Here is a 13,356-nt window from a genome sequence, read left to right as displayed (position 1 = left end):
TCAATTTATAATAAACAACGTAAAATTATTTATAAACTATAAGAAAACTCTAATATAGCATAAGTTTTATTATCTTCACTATCAAACTTAAGTAAAACCTTATCATCAATTACTGCCTTCTTTACAACTATAGTATCCCCTAAAGCAGCAGGTACTCTGTATTCTATTCTTATTCTTTTATAATTATCTTCTACATAATCTATTGCCATATCAATATATCTAGCGTTATTAACATGATTATTATCATCTATAAAATATTTTTTTACTTTAAATCTATCAACTTCTTTTAGAGTGTCATTATCAACTTTTATTTTTCTTGGTAAATAATTCATTTCCTGCTTTTCATCAAATTTAATTTTTTTTGATAAAATCAGAAGGCACTCTAATTAAATTACCATTAGATAAATCAACAAAACCGCCTATAGCATAGCAAATAACAAGCTCATTATAATTTTCATCATATATTACAGTATTTCTATATCCATAAGCCTCATTGCATTCATACACATAAGTACGTACTATTACTTTGTCGCTATATTTTGGAAGCTTGTATATATCAACTTGTCTAGATACCAAAAACATACTCACATTATTTTCATTAAAATATTTTGTAAGCTCTTCTTCAGAATCTAATTGAAAAAATGAACAATCCTGCATTAAATCAAATATTGATGAAGTTTTTAAAAGTCCGTCTTTATCAATCTGACTAGTACCTACAACTGCTTTCATTTCATACATAATTAGTAAACCTTTTTAATTAAATAATTTTAAATATTATAATACTAAAATAATAATTGTCAAAGTGATTATAATATTTGTACTATGAACTAATTTTCCGCACGGTTAACGATATTATATAAATAGAAAAATTTAAAAAATAATATTATTACAAATTATAAAATCTATTTAGCGTGCGGTTAAAAAATTGAAAATGAATTTAAAATTATAATAATACCCCAATAGTAAGCATTCTTCCAATCTGAAGAGCATCTCTCCTATAAGAATAAAAATTATCATCATAACTATTAAGATTAGAAAGCTCAATATTATTCTCTAAAATACCGCATTTTATCATTTGACTCTTCACTTCTAAACCATTATCAATATGCCATTTATTATTAATTATAGTTTTATTTTTGAAATGAATTGCTACTTCTTCTCCAACTTCATAATCTTTTAAAGCTATGTATGGACCAATATAGGCATACATTTTAGATGGATTAGCATTATATTCTTTTATCATAATATTAATAGTTTTTTCTGTAATATTTTGAACAGTGCCTCTCCAACCAGAATGAATTGCCGCCATAGAATTACTTTCACTGCAATAAAGTATTATAGGAACACAATCAGCTGTTTGCACTACTAAAGGAATATTTTTTAAGTTTGTTATTATAGCATCGGTTTCTTTAACTAATTTTGCTCTGCTTCCAAATGAATTAATATTAGTTTCATCTATTTTTACTATATTATCTTTATGGACTTGATTCATAAAAATGGCTTTATTAATATCAAAACCAATAGTATTAAAAAAAGTCTTCTCTTGATTGTCTCTATATTCTAAAGTAATGTCTTTAGGATTCACATTTGATTCTTTAGAAAGCACAGCTATATATATATTATCATTTTTATTATTAGGATAATAAATATTATGCATTCTTTAACCTTTTAATCTCCGCCTCTAATTCTTTTACTTTATTAGTAAGGTCTTTAGTTTCGCTTCTTGATTGTTCCATAATATTTTCATACAAAACAAAAAATTTCTGTGCATATTCCAATTTTTGCTTTAATTCATTTATCTCTTCTTTATAGATGTCTATTTTAGAAGCGAGAAGTTTATTATCTTCCTGCAATTCTAAAATAGTTTCTTTATCATTATATTCCACTTATACAAATCCTAATTTTTTCTATATAATATAATTATGTACATTAAAATTGAATTGTCAAGTTAAATTACATAATTATATTATCATAATCAAGTAAATATGAACTATAATACAAATAATTATTTAACAATTAATTTTTTATATATTAGATACAATAATATCTGATATTTCAGAACATTTTACTAATTTGTATAAATTAGATATATTTTTATCCTTAGGCATAATATCTATAGTTCTATAACCTTCTTCTATAGTTTTATAAACAGCTTTTTCTATATTTTCTGCCTCTTTATCCAAATTAAAAGAATGTCTAAGCATCATAGCAAGAGAAAGTATAGTACCTATAGGATTAACCAAATCCTTACCTGCAATATCAGGAGCAGAACCATGAATAGGCTCATACATACCAACAGTATTATCAGCAAGACTTGCAGAAGGAGCCATACCTATAGAACCAGTTATAACGCTAGCCTCATCAGAGAGAATATCTCCAAACATGTTTTCTGTAACTATAATACCAAATTGAGAAGGATTAGCAATAATCTGCATAGCAGCATTGTCAACATACATATCATTATATTTAATGTCGCTATATTCTTTTGATAAATTATTCATAACCTCACGCCATAATTTAGAAGTATGAAGCACATTAGCTTTATCAACAGAAGTTAAAGGCTTTTTAAGTTTTCTAGCCATATCAAAAGCAACCTTACCTATTCTTTTTATTTCATTTTCATCATAAGGCATAATGTCTATTGCTTTTTTTGTGTTATTAGTGTTTTCAAATTTATGCTCTCCAAAGTATACGCCACCAGTAAGCTCTCTCACTATAACAAAATCAATATCATTTTTAGTAACAATGTCTTTTAGAGGAGAAGCATATTCTAATGGTTTAAGCATTTTTATAGGTCTAATATTAGCATAAAGCCCCATACCTTTTCTTAATTTAAGAAGCCCCTTCTCTGGTCTATTCTCAGGAAGAACATTATCCCATTTAGGACCACCAACAGCACCCAAAAGCACAGAATCAGAAGATTTGCATTTTTCTAAATTTTCATCAGTAAGAGGTACTCCATATTTATCTATAGAAGCCCCGCCCATATCAACATATTCTAAATTGAATTTATGAGAATATTTTTGCTCTATTTTTTTTAATACATCAATAGCCTTAGAAATAATTTCAGGACCAACACCGTCCCCTTCAATAACAACAATATTTTTTTCCATAAATAATTATCCCTTAAATTAATTTTTTAAAGAGTTCAAAAGCCCATTAGAGTTAATAATATTTTTTATAAACTCTGGAAAAGGCTCTGCTTTGTAGCTTTCATTTTTAGTAATGTTTGTAATAATACCGCTGTCAAAATCAACTTCAACCTCATCACCAGCATTTATTTTTTTACTAGCCTCATCGCATTCTAATATAGCAAGCCCTATGTTAATAGAGTTTCTATAAAATATTCTAGCGAAAGATGAAGCTATAACGCAGGATATGCCAGATTCTTTAATAGCAATAGGAGCATGCTCTCTTGAAGAACCGCAGCCGAAATTCTCTCCTCCCACCATTATATCGCCTGCTTTAACCTTGCCTACAAAATCTTTATCAATATCTTCCATACAATGAGAAGCCAACTCTTTATGATTAGCAGTATTTAAATATCTTGCAGGAATAATAACATCAGTATCAACATTATCTCCATATTTATGAACGAAACCTTTAGCTTTCATATTATCTCCTAATTTAATTATTATTAATAATAAATACGGCTATAAAAAACTACATTCCTAAAAACTTTCAGCCGTAAAATTAGTAATGAACAATTTTTTAATTTATCAATTTTTTGTTGTTCTTTTTCCCGCCGCAAAAAGAACCAAAAAGTGCAAGTATAAAAATTAATGTCAAATAATACTAATTTTATCTTTAATAAGATAAATTATTAAATTTAAGCTAAAATATAAATTTATTTTAACAAATTATATTTTATTATAATATTATAACAATTATTACATTTTTATCACTTAGGCTCTGTTATGTATCCTGTCAAAGCACTATATGCTGCTGTAGCAGGACTAGCCAAATATACTTTTGAAGTTTTATCTCCCATTCTTCCAACAAAGTTTCTATTAGTTGTAGTAACAGCAACCTCATCATGTGCAAGTATTCCCATATATCCGCCTAAACAAGGTCCGCATGTAGGAGTTGATACTGCACAACCAGCGTCAATAAATATATCCATATAGCCTAATTTTATGCACTCTTTATAAACTTTCTGCGTAGCAGGAATAATTATGCATCTTACATTCTTAGCTACTTTTTTGCCTTTTAAAATGTTGGCAGCTATAGCCATATCAGACAATCTTCCATTTGTACAAGAACCTATAACAACCTGATCAACTTTTATGTCTTTTAATTCTTTAGCTTCTTTTGTGTTTTCAGGTAAATGCGGGCAAGCAACTGTAGGCTCAATTGCAGATAAATCAATATCATACTCTTTTTCATAAACTGCATCATCATCAGCTTTAAAAATAGTATAATCTCTTTTTACTATGTCTTTTAAGAATTCTATAGTTTTGTCATCAACTTCAAATATTCCGTTTTTAGCACCTGCCTCAATAGCCATATTAGAAATACAAGCCCTATCGTCCATAGTAAGAGATGAAACACCCTCTCCTCTAAACTCCATTGACTTATATAATGCTCCGTCAACACCTATCATACCTATAATATGAAGTATAACATCTTTACCAGATACATTTGGCTTTAACTTTCCTTTAAGATTAAATTTAATAGCAGCAGGCACCTTAAACCAAACCTTTCCAGTAGCCATAGCAGCAGCCATATCTGTACTTCCAACACCAGTAGAAAAAGCACCAAAAGCCCCATAAGTACAAGTATGAGAATCCGCCCCAATTATAACTTCACCAGGAGCAACCAAGCCCTTTTCTGGTAAAAGTGCATGCTCAACACCCATATCACCCACATCATAATAATGAGTAATGTCATGCTTATTAGCAAAATCTCTACATTGTTTGCATTGCTCTGCAGCTTTAATATCTTTGTTTGGAGCAAAATGGTCCATAACCAAAGCTATTTTCTCTTTATCAAAAACTTTATTAAAACCATGCTTTTCAAATTCATTTATAGCAACAGGACTTGTTATGTCATTGCCTAAAACTAAATCGGTTCTAACCATTATAAGCTCACCTGCTTCAACTTTATCAACTCCAGCATGTGCAGCTAAAATCTTTTGTGTGATAGTCATTTTTATATCCTTCAATAATTAATTAGCATAAATATATAAAATCATAATATATCATAAAAAAGGGCTTCTACAATCTATTAAAAATTGCATAAGCCCTATAAAATTACAATTTGTTCAAACCATTAATATAAGCCATCAAACTTGCCTTTATAATATCTGTATTTACAGCTCTTCCAATAACTGTTTTATCATCAGAAGCAAGTCTCACAATAACCTCTCCTAAAGCATCTTCACCTTCTGTAATAGCATTAATACTATATGTAACCAATTTAGCTCTATTTGATGTTACAGAGTCAATAGCTCCAAATGCCGCATCAATAGGTCCGTTTCCTTTTCCTATAGCCTCAACAACATTATCTTTATTATCAACTATAGAAACAGAAGCAAAAGAAGATATTGAATCGCTGTCATTAACCATAAAGCTTTTTAATGTATATGTAGGATTTTCTATATTTGTATTTCCTATTAACAATGCTTCAATATCAGAATCAGTAACTATCTTCTTCTTATCTGCCAAAGCTTTAAACTCTGTAAACTTATCTTCCAAAACTTTATCATCAATGTCATAACCCAAAGATTCAATTCTGTCTTTAAAAGCATGTTTACCAGAATGTTTTCCTAACACCATTTTATTTTGAGGTATTCCTATATCTTCAACATTCATAATCTCATAAGTAGAACGCTCTTTTAATACTCCATGTTGGTGAATACCAGCCTCATGAGCAAAAGCATTAGAACCAACTATAGCCTTATTTGGAGCAACCACCATACCAGAAATTGTAGATAATAATTTTGAAACTTTATAAATGCGTTTAGTGTTAATATCAGTATAAGCATTATAAAAATCTTTTCTTGTTTTTATCCCCATTACAATCTCTTCCAAACTAGCATTACCGGCACGCTCACCTATACCATTAATAGTACATTCTACCTGAGTAGCACCAGCCAACACTGCAGATAAAGAGTTAGCAGTGCCAAGTCCTAAATCATCATGACAATGCACAGATATATCAACATTCTCTATACCCTTAACATTCTCTTTTAAATATTTTATTAAGTCAGCCATTTCAATAGGTGTAGTATATCCCACAGTATCAGGAACATTTATTGTAGTAGCACCATTTTCTATAGCTATAGTATAAGCTTTTGCTAAAAACTCTCTGTCGCTTCTAGATGCATCTTCAGCAGAAAACTCTATAAACTCAAATTTGGTTTTAGCATAAGAAACAGATTCTTTTATAGTTTCTAATACTTGCTCTCTGGTCATCTCTAATTTATGCTTTAAGTGTATATCACTTGTAGCTATAAACGTATGAAGCATAGGGTGTTTTGCTTCAGCAAGTGCCTCATAAGCTCTGTCTATATCTTTTTTGTTGCATCTTGCTAAGCTTACCAATTTTGCATTTTCTACAACCTTACTTACTTCTCTTATAGCATTGAAATCATCATCAGAACATATAGCAAAACCTGCTTCTATGATATCAACACCTAATTTATCTAATTCAGCTGCCATCTCTAATTTTTCAGCCAAATTCATAGTACAACCAGGAGACTGCTCTCCATCTCTTAAAGTAGTATCAAAAAATTTTAATCTTTCTCATTGTTAAAACCTTTTATAAATAAACCATTGTATAATCAAATACTTTGTTTTTAATTTTTAGTTATACTAAACTAATTACATTTTGTCTATTTGTTATTATCAACTTTTTTGGACGCACAAAAAAGTTGCAAAAAACGCAAATACTAAAGTTTTACATTTTTGTAATATTTATTAAATAAATAAAAATCTAAAACTTAGATTAAAAAAGTATTTAATTATAAGCTTGGATAAAAATTACTTTTTAATCCAACTCATCATCTTTCTTAACTCTGCACCGACTTTCTCTAATTTATGCTCACTCTCTAATCTCTTAGTAGCATTAAATTTAGCCTTGCGTCCTGCACTAAACTCTTGTATAAACTCACTAGCAAAAGTTCCGTCTTGTATCTCTCTCAATACTTTTTTCATCTCTTTTCTAGTTTCATCTGTTATCATTCTTCTGCCAGTTCTGTAATCGCCATATTCAGCAGTGTTTGAAATAGAATATCTCATCATAGCAAAACCGCCGGAATATATTAAATCAACGATTAACTTCATTTCATGTATACATTCAAAATAAGCCATTTCTGGTTCATAACCTGCTTCTACTAAAGTGTCAAAACCAGCTTTCATTAACTCTGTAACACCGCCGCACAATACTGCCTGCTCACCGAATAAATCAGTTTCAGTTTCTTCTCTGAAAGTAGTCTCAAGTATACCAGCACGTCCTGCACCTATTCCAGAAGCATAAGCTAATGCATAATCTTTAGCTCTTCCGCTTTTATCTTGATAAACAGCTATCAAACTAGGAACACCTCTTCCTTCTAAATACTGACTTCTTACAGTGTGTCCAGGTCCTTTTGGAGCTACCATTATAACATCTATATCTTTAGCAGGTACTACAAATTGAAAATGAATATTAAATCCATGAGCAAACATTAATACATTGCCCTCTTTCATATATGGAGCTACCTGACTATTATAAATATCAGCAGCAACCTCATCTGGTACAAGCATCATTACTATATCAGCAGCCTTAGCAGCTTCTGATACTTCCATTACTTTAAATCCTGCTTCTTCAGCTTTTTTGCAATTAGCACTGTCTTTTCTAAGTCCTACTATAACATTCATTCCGCTGTCTTTTAGGTTTTGAGCATGAGCATGTCCTTGACTGCCGTATCCCATTATAGCTATAGTTTTTCCGTCTAATAATCCTAGATTACAATCAGCATCATAATATTTTTTTATCATTTTATTTCTCCTTAATATTTGTTTTTAGTTTATTAAAATATTTATTATAAATTATCAAAACTCAAAATTATTTATTATATTCATATCAGGAACATCATCACCCAGTTGTATAGATGTTACCCCTGTCCTTGAAAGCTCTAATATATTGAAATCTTTTAACGCTTCTAAGTAGCCGTCTATTATAGAAGCAGAAGCTGTAATTTCAACTATCATGCTTTTACTTCCTATATCAAGTATAAGTCCATTATGAGCATTTGTTATATCACAAACTCTGCGTTTATTTGAATCATCTATTTCTATTTTTACCAACAACAAATCTCTTATTATGCTGTTACAATGGTCTATTAAATGAACAGAATGAACCTCTATAAGTTTAGAAGCTTGTTTCATAATCTGTGTAATATGCAAATCATCTCCATCTGTAACTATAGTCATTCTTGATATGCTAGGCACACAAGTTACTGAACAAGTAATAGTTTCTATATTAAATCCCTTTTGACTAAATAATAAAGTTATTCTATTTAATACACCAGAACTATTATCTACAAATAAAACTAAAACCCTTCTTTGTTTGTTATTCATTTTTTGCTCCTACTATTTTTTAATCTACTATTATATCATCTATAGTTCCGCCAGCTGGAATCATAGGTAAAACTCTCAAATCTTTATCTATAACACATTCTATCCAAACAGGACATTTACATTTTAATGCCTCTTCAAAAGCACTTTCAAATTCGCCTATAGTTTCGCATCTAAACCCTTTAGCTCCAAACCCTTCAGCAACTTTAACATAATCCATTTTTTTATTGATATCAGTGCTTGAATATCTAGATTCATAAAATATTGTCTGCCACTGTCTTACCATACCTAATGTACTATTATTAAGTATTATTGTTATAATAGGTAAATTATATTCAACAGCAGTAGCTACCTCATTTAAGTTCATATAAAAAGAGCCGTCACCTGTTATATGTATTACTCTCCTATCTGGCTTAGCAACCTGAACACCTAAAGCAGCCCCATATCCAAAGCCCATAGTTCCCAAACCTCCGCTAGTTATAAAACTCCTTGGCTTAGTATGGCGTATATATTGAACAGCCCACATCTGATGCTGACCTACATCGGTAACATAAATAGCTTCATCTTTAGTTTTATCCCCTATTATATTCATAACTCTGCTAGGATAAATGCCGTCTTTATTTGTATTTCTTTTGAAATTCTCTTCTTTTTCTTTTGATATTAAATCAGATAAATATTTTACCCATTCATCATCTTTCACTCTTTTTACAAGTTTATTAAATCTATCTAATACATCATTCAAATCACCTATTATACTATAATCAACATTAACATTTTTATTAATCTCACTTCTGTCAATGTCTATATGCACCTTTTTAGCACTTCCTCCAAATTTAGAAGTATTCAAAGCAACCCTATCGCTAAATCTAGTACCAATAGCAAGTATCAAATCAGCTTCATTCATAACCTTATTAGCAGTAGCAGAGCCATGCATTCCCAAAAGCCCTATATTTAATTTATCATTATATCCTAATACACCAGCCCCCATTAAAGTATGTACAGAAGGAATATTAGTATTAATCATAAACTCTCTTAATTTATCGCTTGAATCTTTAGCTCCTCCGCCAAAATATATAATAGGCTTTTTAGATTCATTTATCAATTTTGCTACTTCTTTTATAGTGTTTTCATCTTCAGAGCTTATTTGAAGCTGTTTTGGAGTAATTTTTTGTTTGCTTACGAATTCTGTTTCTGCTACAGTTATATTTTTTGGTATATCTATTAAAACAGGTCCCTTTCTTCCAGTATTTGCTATATAGAAAGCTTTTCTAATAGTATCAGCCAAATCTTTAATATCTCTAACAACAAAATTATGTTTAGTGATAGTCATTGTTATTCCAGCAATATAAACCTCTTGAAAAGAATCTTTACCTATTAAACTTGTAGGTACATTAGCTGTAATTGCCACCAAAGGCACACTATCCATATATGCTGTAGCTAATGGTGTTACCAAGTTAGTAGCTCCAGGACCGCTTGTTGCAATTACTACTCCTGTTTTTCCGCTTGCTCTTGCATATCCGTCAGCAGCATGACAAGCTCCTGCCTCATCAACAGGCATTATATGCTTTATTTTATCTCTATATTTATAAATAGCATCATATATATTTAAAGCAGCTCCGCCAGGATAACCAAATACAGTGTCTACCCCCTCTTCTATTAAAACTTCAATTAAAACATCTGAACCATTCAATTGCATAAAAATCTCCTAAAATCTACTAGATTCTATATATAGTATTATAAATATATACAAATATAACAGAATACAATTTATTATTTTTTTATTTTTTGTATGTGTGTATTTTTTTATAAAAAGAAACTTTACAGGATAATAATGAGAGATAGGAGAATAATAGATATGTTAGTTTGATTGAAATGTTTGAAAAATGACTTCATACATCTTCTCCTTATCTTATTTTAGTATCTATTATATAATACTTCTAATAATATTGCAATAGCAAAATCAAATATTTTAATAAAAAAATTATGTTATCTAATAAAATATAATTCAAAAAAGTACCAATATGTAATTTAAGAGTGTTGACTTTTTATTAAAAAAAAGATAATATTAAAACAAACTAATAATTTTCAAGGGGGAATAATTATGGGTATTTCTGATGAAATAAAATCTGGCATTTATACTGGTATAGGATTTATGCTTAAAGGAAAAGAAAAAGTAGAAGAGGCTGCAAAAGAGTTTATAAAAGATAAGAACATGAGCACAGAAGAAGGCGAGAAATTTGTAAAAGAAATGGTTACTAAGGCTAATGAAACTAAAGAAGAAATAACTCAGTATTTAGATGAGAGAATAAAAACTACTATGGATAAAGCTGGTTACGTAAAAAAAGAAGAATATGATGCTATAAAAAAAGAATTAGAAGAATTAAAAAGCAAAATAAACAATCAGCAGTAAATTATAAACAATACTAATAATTAAATAATTGGGGCATATTGTGAAGGGGAAAAAGTCTTTAAATAGAACAAAAGAAATTATATCAGTTATAATAGCATATGGTTTTAAAGATATAATTGCTGTTACGCCTATATTAAAATTGGTAAAAAATCCAATACAGAAATTCAATGTAAAATATAAAGGCATAGATTTAAGAGGTTATAGCAGAGGTCAGAGAATAAGAATGGCCTGCGAAGAACTAGGTACTACATTTGTAAAATTAGGTCAAATACTTTCAAACAGAAGCGATATACTTCCAAAAGACATTATTGATGAATTAAAAAAACTTCAAAACAATGTTAAGCCTTTCGATGAAAAAGAAGCTGTAGCAATAGTAGAACAAGAATTACAAAAACCTATAAGCGAAGCTTTTGAATCTTTTGATACTACCCCTAAAGCAAGTGCCTCAATTTCTCAAGTGCATACTGCTGTATTAAAAACAGGCGAAAAAGTTGCTATAAAAGTAAAAAGACCAAACATAGAAGAAAATATACTTAATGATATTGAAATAATAACTTGGCTTTCTTCTATACTAGAAAAATATAATGAAGAGTTTGCTTTAATAAGACCTGAGAAATTAATAAAAGCTTTTAAAAATCAGCTTTTACAAGAATTGGATTTTAATTTTGAAAAAAATAACACTATAAAATTCCAAAAGTTTTTCAAAAATAATAAAAATATAAAAATAGCTAAAATATACGAAGAGTACAGCACAAAAAATATATTAACTATGGAATATATAGAAGGAATTAAAATCTCTGATATTAGTCCTGATGATACTAAATATGATAGAAAAAAACTCGTTTCTATTGGTGTTGATTGTGTATTAGAGCAAATATTTAAATTAGGTTTCTTTCATGCCGACCCGCACCCTGGTAATTTAATGGCTTTAGATAATAATGTATTATGTTTTTTAGATTTTGGTATGATTGGGTTTATACCTCCTACTTCAAAAGAGGCTTTCTCTTCTCTTATAATGAGTATTAATAATGCTGATTATATTAATCTTGCTAAAGCTGTACTTGATTTATGCAATCATAGTGAAGTGCAAAACATGGAAGATTTTAATATGGCTATATTTATGCTTGTAAACAAATATATAGATATGCCATTAGAAAACATAAACATAGAAGATATATTTAATGAACTTATATCTATAATAAGAGAGTTTAGATTAATGCTCTCTGGAAATATAATGCTTCTTATAAAATCTTTAATAGTATTAGAAGGTGTGGGAAGAGACTTAGATAAAGACCTTAAATTAATAGAACATATAAAGCCTTTTGCCTTCAAGTATGTCAAAGAACAATTAAAGCCTGATAATCTATTAAAACAATCTAGAAATTTAATTAATGATTATTTTCATGTTTTAAAAAACGTACCTTCGGATTTAGGTGAAGTTATAAGCTTAATGAAAAAAGGTAATATAAGAATACAGCTGGAACATAAAAAACTTGATACACTTGCAAATACTTTAGATAGCTTGGGAGATAGATTAAGTTATTCTATAGTATTAGCTTCATTAATTATTTCAAGCGGACTTATAATAGCTACAAAAATGCCTCCGCTAATACATGGTATATCATTAGTTGGACTTGTGGGTTTCTTATTATCTGGAATTATGGGTTTTATTATGATTATAAGCAGATTTGTAAGAAAATATATAAAGAAAAAATAGTTCTCTATACAAAATTATATTTTCTCTAAATCTTCTTTGTTAATCCAGCCTTTTGATATTCCTTTAACATAATACCAATTAGAGGACTCTTTTATCACTCTAAATTTTTCTCCCTCATATACACTAGATACAATATCAGACTTTATACTGCTTCCGCTATATATGTTAGTATTTCTTATAATTATAATATAATCTGATTTTATAGTCTTATATAAATATATAGAAAATACAAGCAAAATAACACAACTAATCAGCAACAAGAAATTAATATTTTTCTTTTTAATAAACAACACAAATAAAAATACACTAAAAAATACAAATAAAATCAAGCTTATATAAAAAGCAATTATATAAAAAGAATCATAATCTTTTCTTTCTGTTATTTTATTTATATTGTTTTTAATCTCTTTATCGAAAGGCGATATATTCAAAGCTCTCTCATACCATAACACAGCATAACCATTACTATTAATCTCATAATATGAAGAAGCTAAATTATAATACAAATCTTTAGACACCACATTAGAGCTTATTAAATTAAGATATAAATTATTAGCCTCTATATAACTTCCTTGATTATATAAATCATTTGCATTTTTAAATATATTATTAATATTTTCTAAATCATTTTGAGCAAAAAGGAAATTGCATCCAAAAACTAAAAACATTAT

The 13,356-nt window shown here is 28.9% G+C and carries 12 protein-coding genes and 1 pseudogene; 2 read left to right on the top strand and 11 right to left on the bottom strand.

The features are described 5' to 3' along the window. Nucleotides 1-29 precede the first annotated feature (29 nt). The 10 genes and pseudogenes from BPP43_RS12535 to ilvB form a co-directional block, all read right to left on the bottom strand. Nucleotides 30-738 (bottom strand): annotated as a pseudogene (locus BPP43_RS12535) (acyl-[acyl-carrier-protein] thioesterase). Nucleotides 739-943: 205 nt separating this feature from the next. Then, on the bottom strand, nucleotides 944-1,657 hold the full coding sequence (pgeF, locus tag BPP43_RS02020; protein WP_015274009.1) for a peptidoglycan editing factor PgeF: 714 nt from the start codon (nucleotides 1,655-1,657) through the stop codon (nucleotides 944-946). Then, on the bottom strand, nucleotides 1,650-1,886 hold the full coding sequence (locus BPP43_RS02015) for a hypothetical protein (RefSeq protein WP_013243145.1): 237 nt from the start codon (nucleotides 1,884-1,886) through the stop codon (nucleotides 1,650-1,652). Before BPP43_RS02015 ends, pgeF begins: the two co-directional genes overlap by 8 nt. A 138-nt stretch (nucleotides 1,887-2,024) precedes the next feature. Next, nucleotides 2,025-3,113, bottom strand: a complete 1,089-nt coding sequence (gene leuB / locus BPP43_RS02010; RefSeq protein ID WP_015274008.1) for a 3-isopropylmalate dehydrogenase — start codon at nucleotides 3,111-3,113, stop codon at nucleotides 2,025-2,027. Nucleotides 3,114-3,131: 18 nt separating this feature from the next. After that, complete coding sequence (gene leuD / locus BPP43_RS02005; protein ID WP_014936083.1) at nucleotides 3,132-3,614, bottom strand: 3-isopropylmalate dehydratase small subunit; 483 nt, start codon at nucleotides 3,612-3,614, stop codon at nucleotides 3,132-3,134. 287 nt (nucleotides 3,615-3,901) lie between these two features. Next, a complete protein-coding gene (gene leuC, locus BPP43_RS02000) occupies nucleotides 3,902-5,149 on the bottom strand; it encodes a 3-isopropylmalate dehydratase large subunit (RefSeq protein WP_014936084.1) in 1,248 nt (415 codons plus the stop codon). Between the two features lie 103 nt (nucleotides 5,150-5,252). After that, the gene (locus BPP43_RS01995) at nucleotides 5,253-6,686 is read right to left on the bottom strand and encodes a 2-isopropylmalate synthase (protein ID WP_015274007.1); all 1,434 of its coding nucleotides are present in this window, start codon (nucleotides 6,684-6,686) and stop codon (nucleotides 5,253-5,255) included. 297 nt (nucleotides 6,687-6,983) lie between these two features. Beyond that, nucleotides 6,984-7,979, bottom strand: a complete 996-nt coding sequence (gene ilvC / locus BPP43_RS01990) for a ketol-acid reductoisomerase (RefSeq protein ID WP_015274006.1) — start codon at nucleotides 7,977-7,979, stop codon at nucleotides 6,984-6,986. A gap of 54 nt (nucleotides 7,980-8,033) precedes the next feature. Continuing rightward, on the bottom strand, nucleotides 8,034-8,561 hold the full coding sequence (ilvN, locus tag BPP43_RS01985; RefSeq protein WP_013243151.1) for an acetolactate synthase small subunit: 528 nt from the start codon (nucleotides 8,559-8,561) through the stop codon (nucleotides 8,034-8,036). Between the two features lie 19 nt (nucleotides 8,562-8,580). Next, a complete protein-coding gene (gene ilvB, locus BPP43_RS01980; protein WP_014936088.1) occupies nucleotides 8,581-10,254 on the bottom strand; it encodes a biosynthetic-type acetolactate synthase large subunit in 1,674 nt (557 codons plus the stop codon). Nucleotides 10,255-10,659: 405 nt separating this feature from the next. Between ilvB and BPP43_RS01975 the strand changes: the two genes are divergently transcribed. Continuing rightward, nucleotides 10,660-10,968, top strand: coding sequence for a phasin family protein (locus BPP43_RS01975; protein ID WP_013243153.1), 309 nt, complete (start codon nucleotides 10,660-10,662; stop codon nucleotides 10,966-10,968). Nucleotides 10,969-11,008: 40 nt separating this feature from the next. Then, nucleotides 11,009-12,685, top strand: a complete 1,677-nt coding sequence (locus BPP43_RS01970; protein WP_013243154.1) for an ABC1 kinase family protein — start codon at nucleotides 11,009-11,011, stop codon at nucleotides 12,683-12,685. 14 nt (nucleotides 12,686-12,699) lie between these two features. On the opposite strand, the gene BPP43_RS01965 is transcribed toward BPP43_RS01970, so the two are convergent. Next, nucleotides 12,700-13,353: a tetratricopeptide repeat protein gene (locus BPP43_RS01965; RefSeq protein WP_015274005.1), complete on the bottom strand. Its 654-nt coding sequence runs from the start codon at nucleotides 13,351-13,353 to the stop codon at nucleotides 12,700-12,702. Nucleotides 13,354-13,356: the final 3 nt, after the last annotated feature.

This window comes from Brachyspira pilosicoli P43/6/78 (genome assembly GCF_000325665.1).
GTDB classification, from domain to species: domain Bacteria; phylum Spirochaetota; class Brachyspiria; order Brachyspirales; family Brachyspiraceae; genus Brachyspira; species Brachyspira pilosicoli.
The sequence above is the reverse complement of the archived record's forward strand: the minus strand, read 5'-3'. Positions and strand labels throughout refer to the sequence as shown.

Bases quoted from the DNA above. Each gene is read 5' to 3' on its own strand.
- BPP43_RS01995 (WP_015274007.1), bottom strand. From the start codon at position 6,686: ATGAATTTGGCTGAAAAATTAGAGATGGCAGCTGAATTAGATAAATTA.
- pgeF (WP_015274009.1), bottom strand. From the start codon at position 1,657: ATGCATAATATTTATTATCCTAATAATAAAAATGATAATATATATATA.
- ilvB (WP_014936088.1), bottom strand. From the start codon at position 10,254: ATGCAATTGAATGGTTCAGATGTTTTAATTGAAGTTTTAATAGAAGAG.
- leuB (WP_015274008.1), bottom strand. From the start codon at position 3,113: ATGGAAAAAAATATTGTTGTTATTGAAGGGGACGGTGTTGGTCCTGAA.
- ilvN (WP_013243151.1), bottom strand. From the start codon at position 8,561: ATGAATAACAAACAAAGAAGGGTTTTAGTTTTATTTGTAGATAATAGT.
- leuD (WP_014936083.1), bottom strand. From the start codon at position 3,614: ATGAAAGCTAAAGGTTTCGTTCATAAATATGGAGATAATGTTGATACT.
- ilvC (WP_015274006.1), bottom strand. From the start codon at position 7,979: ATGATAAAAAAATATTATGATGCTGATTGTAATCTAGGATTATTAGAC.
- BPP43_RS01965 (WP_015274005.1), bottom strand. From the start codon at position 13,353: ATGTTTTTAGTTTTTGGATGCAATTTCCTTTTTGCTCAAAATGATTTA.
- BPP43_RS01975 (WP_013243153.1), top strand. From the start codon at position 10,660: ATGGGTATTTCTGATGAAATAAAATCTGGCATTTATACTGGTATAGGA.
- leuC (WP_014936084.1), bottom strand. From the start codon at position 5,149: ATGACTATCACACAAAAGATTTTAGCTGCACATGCTGGAGTTGATAAA.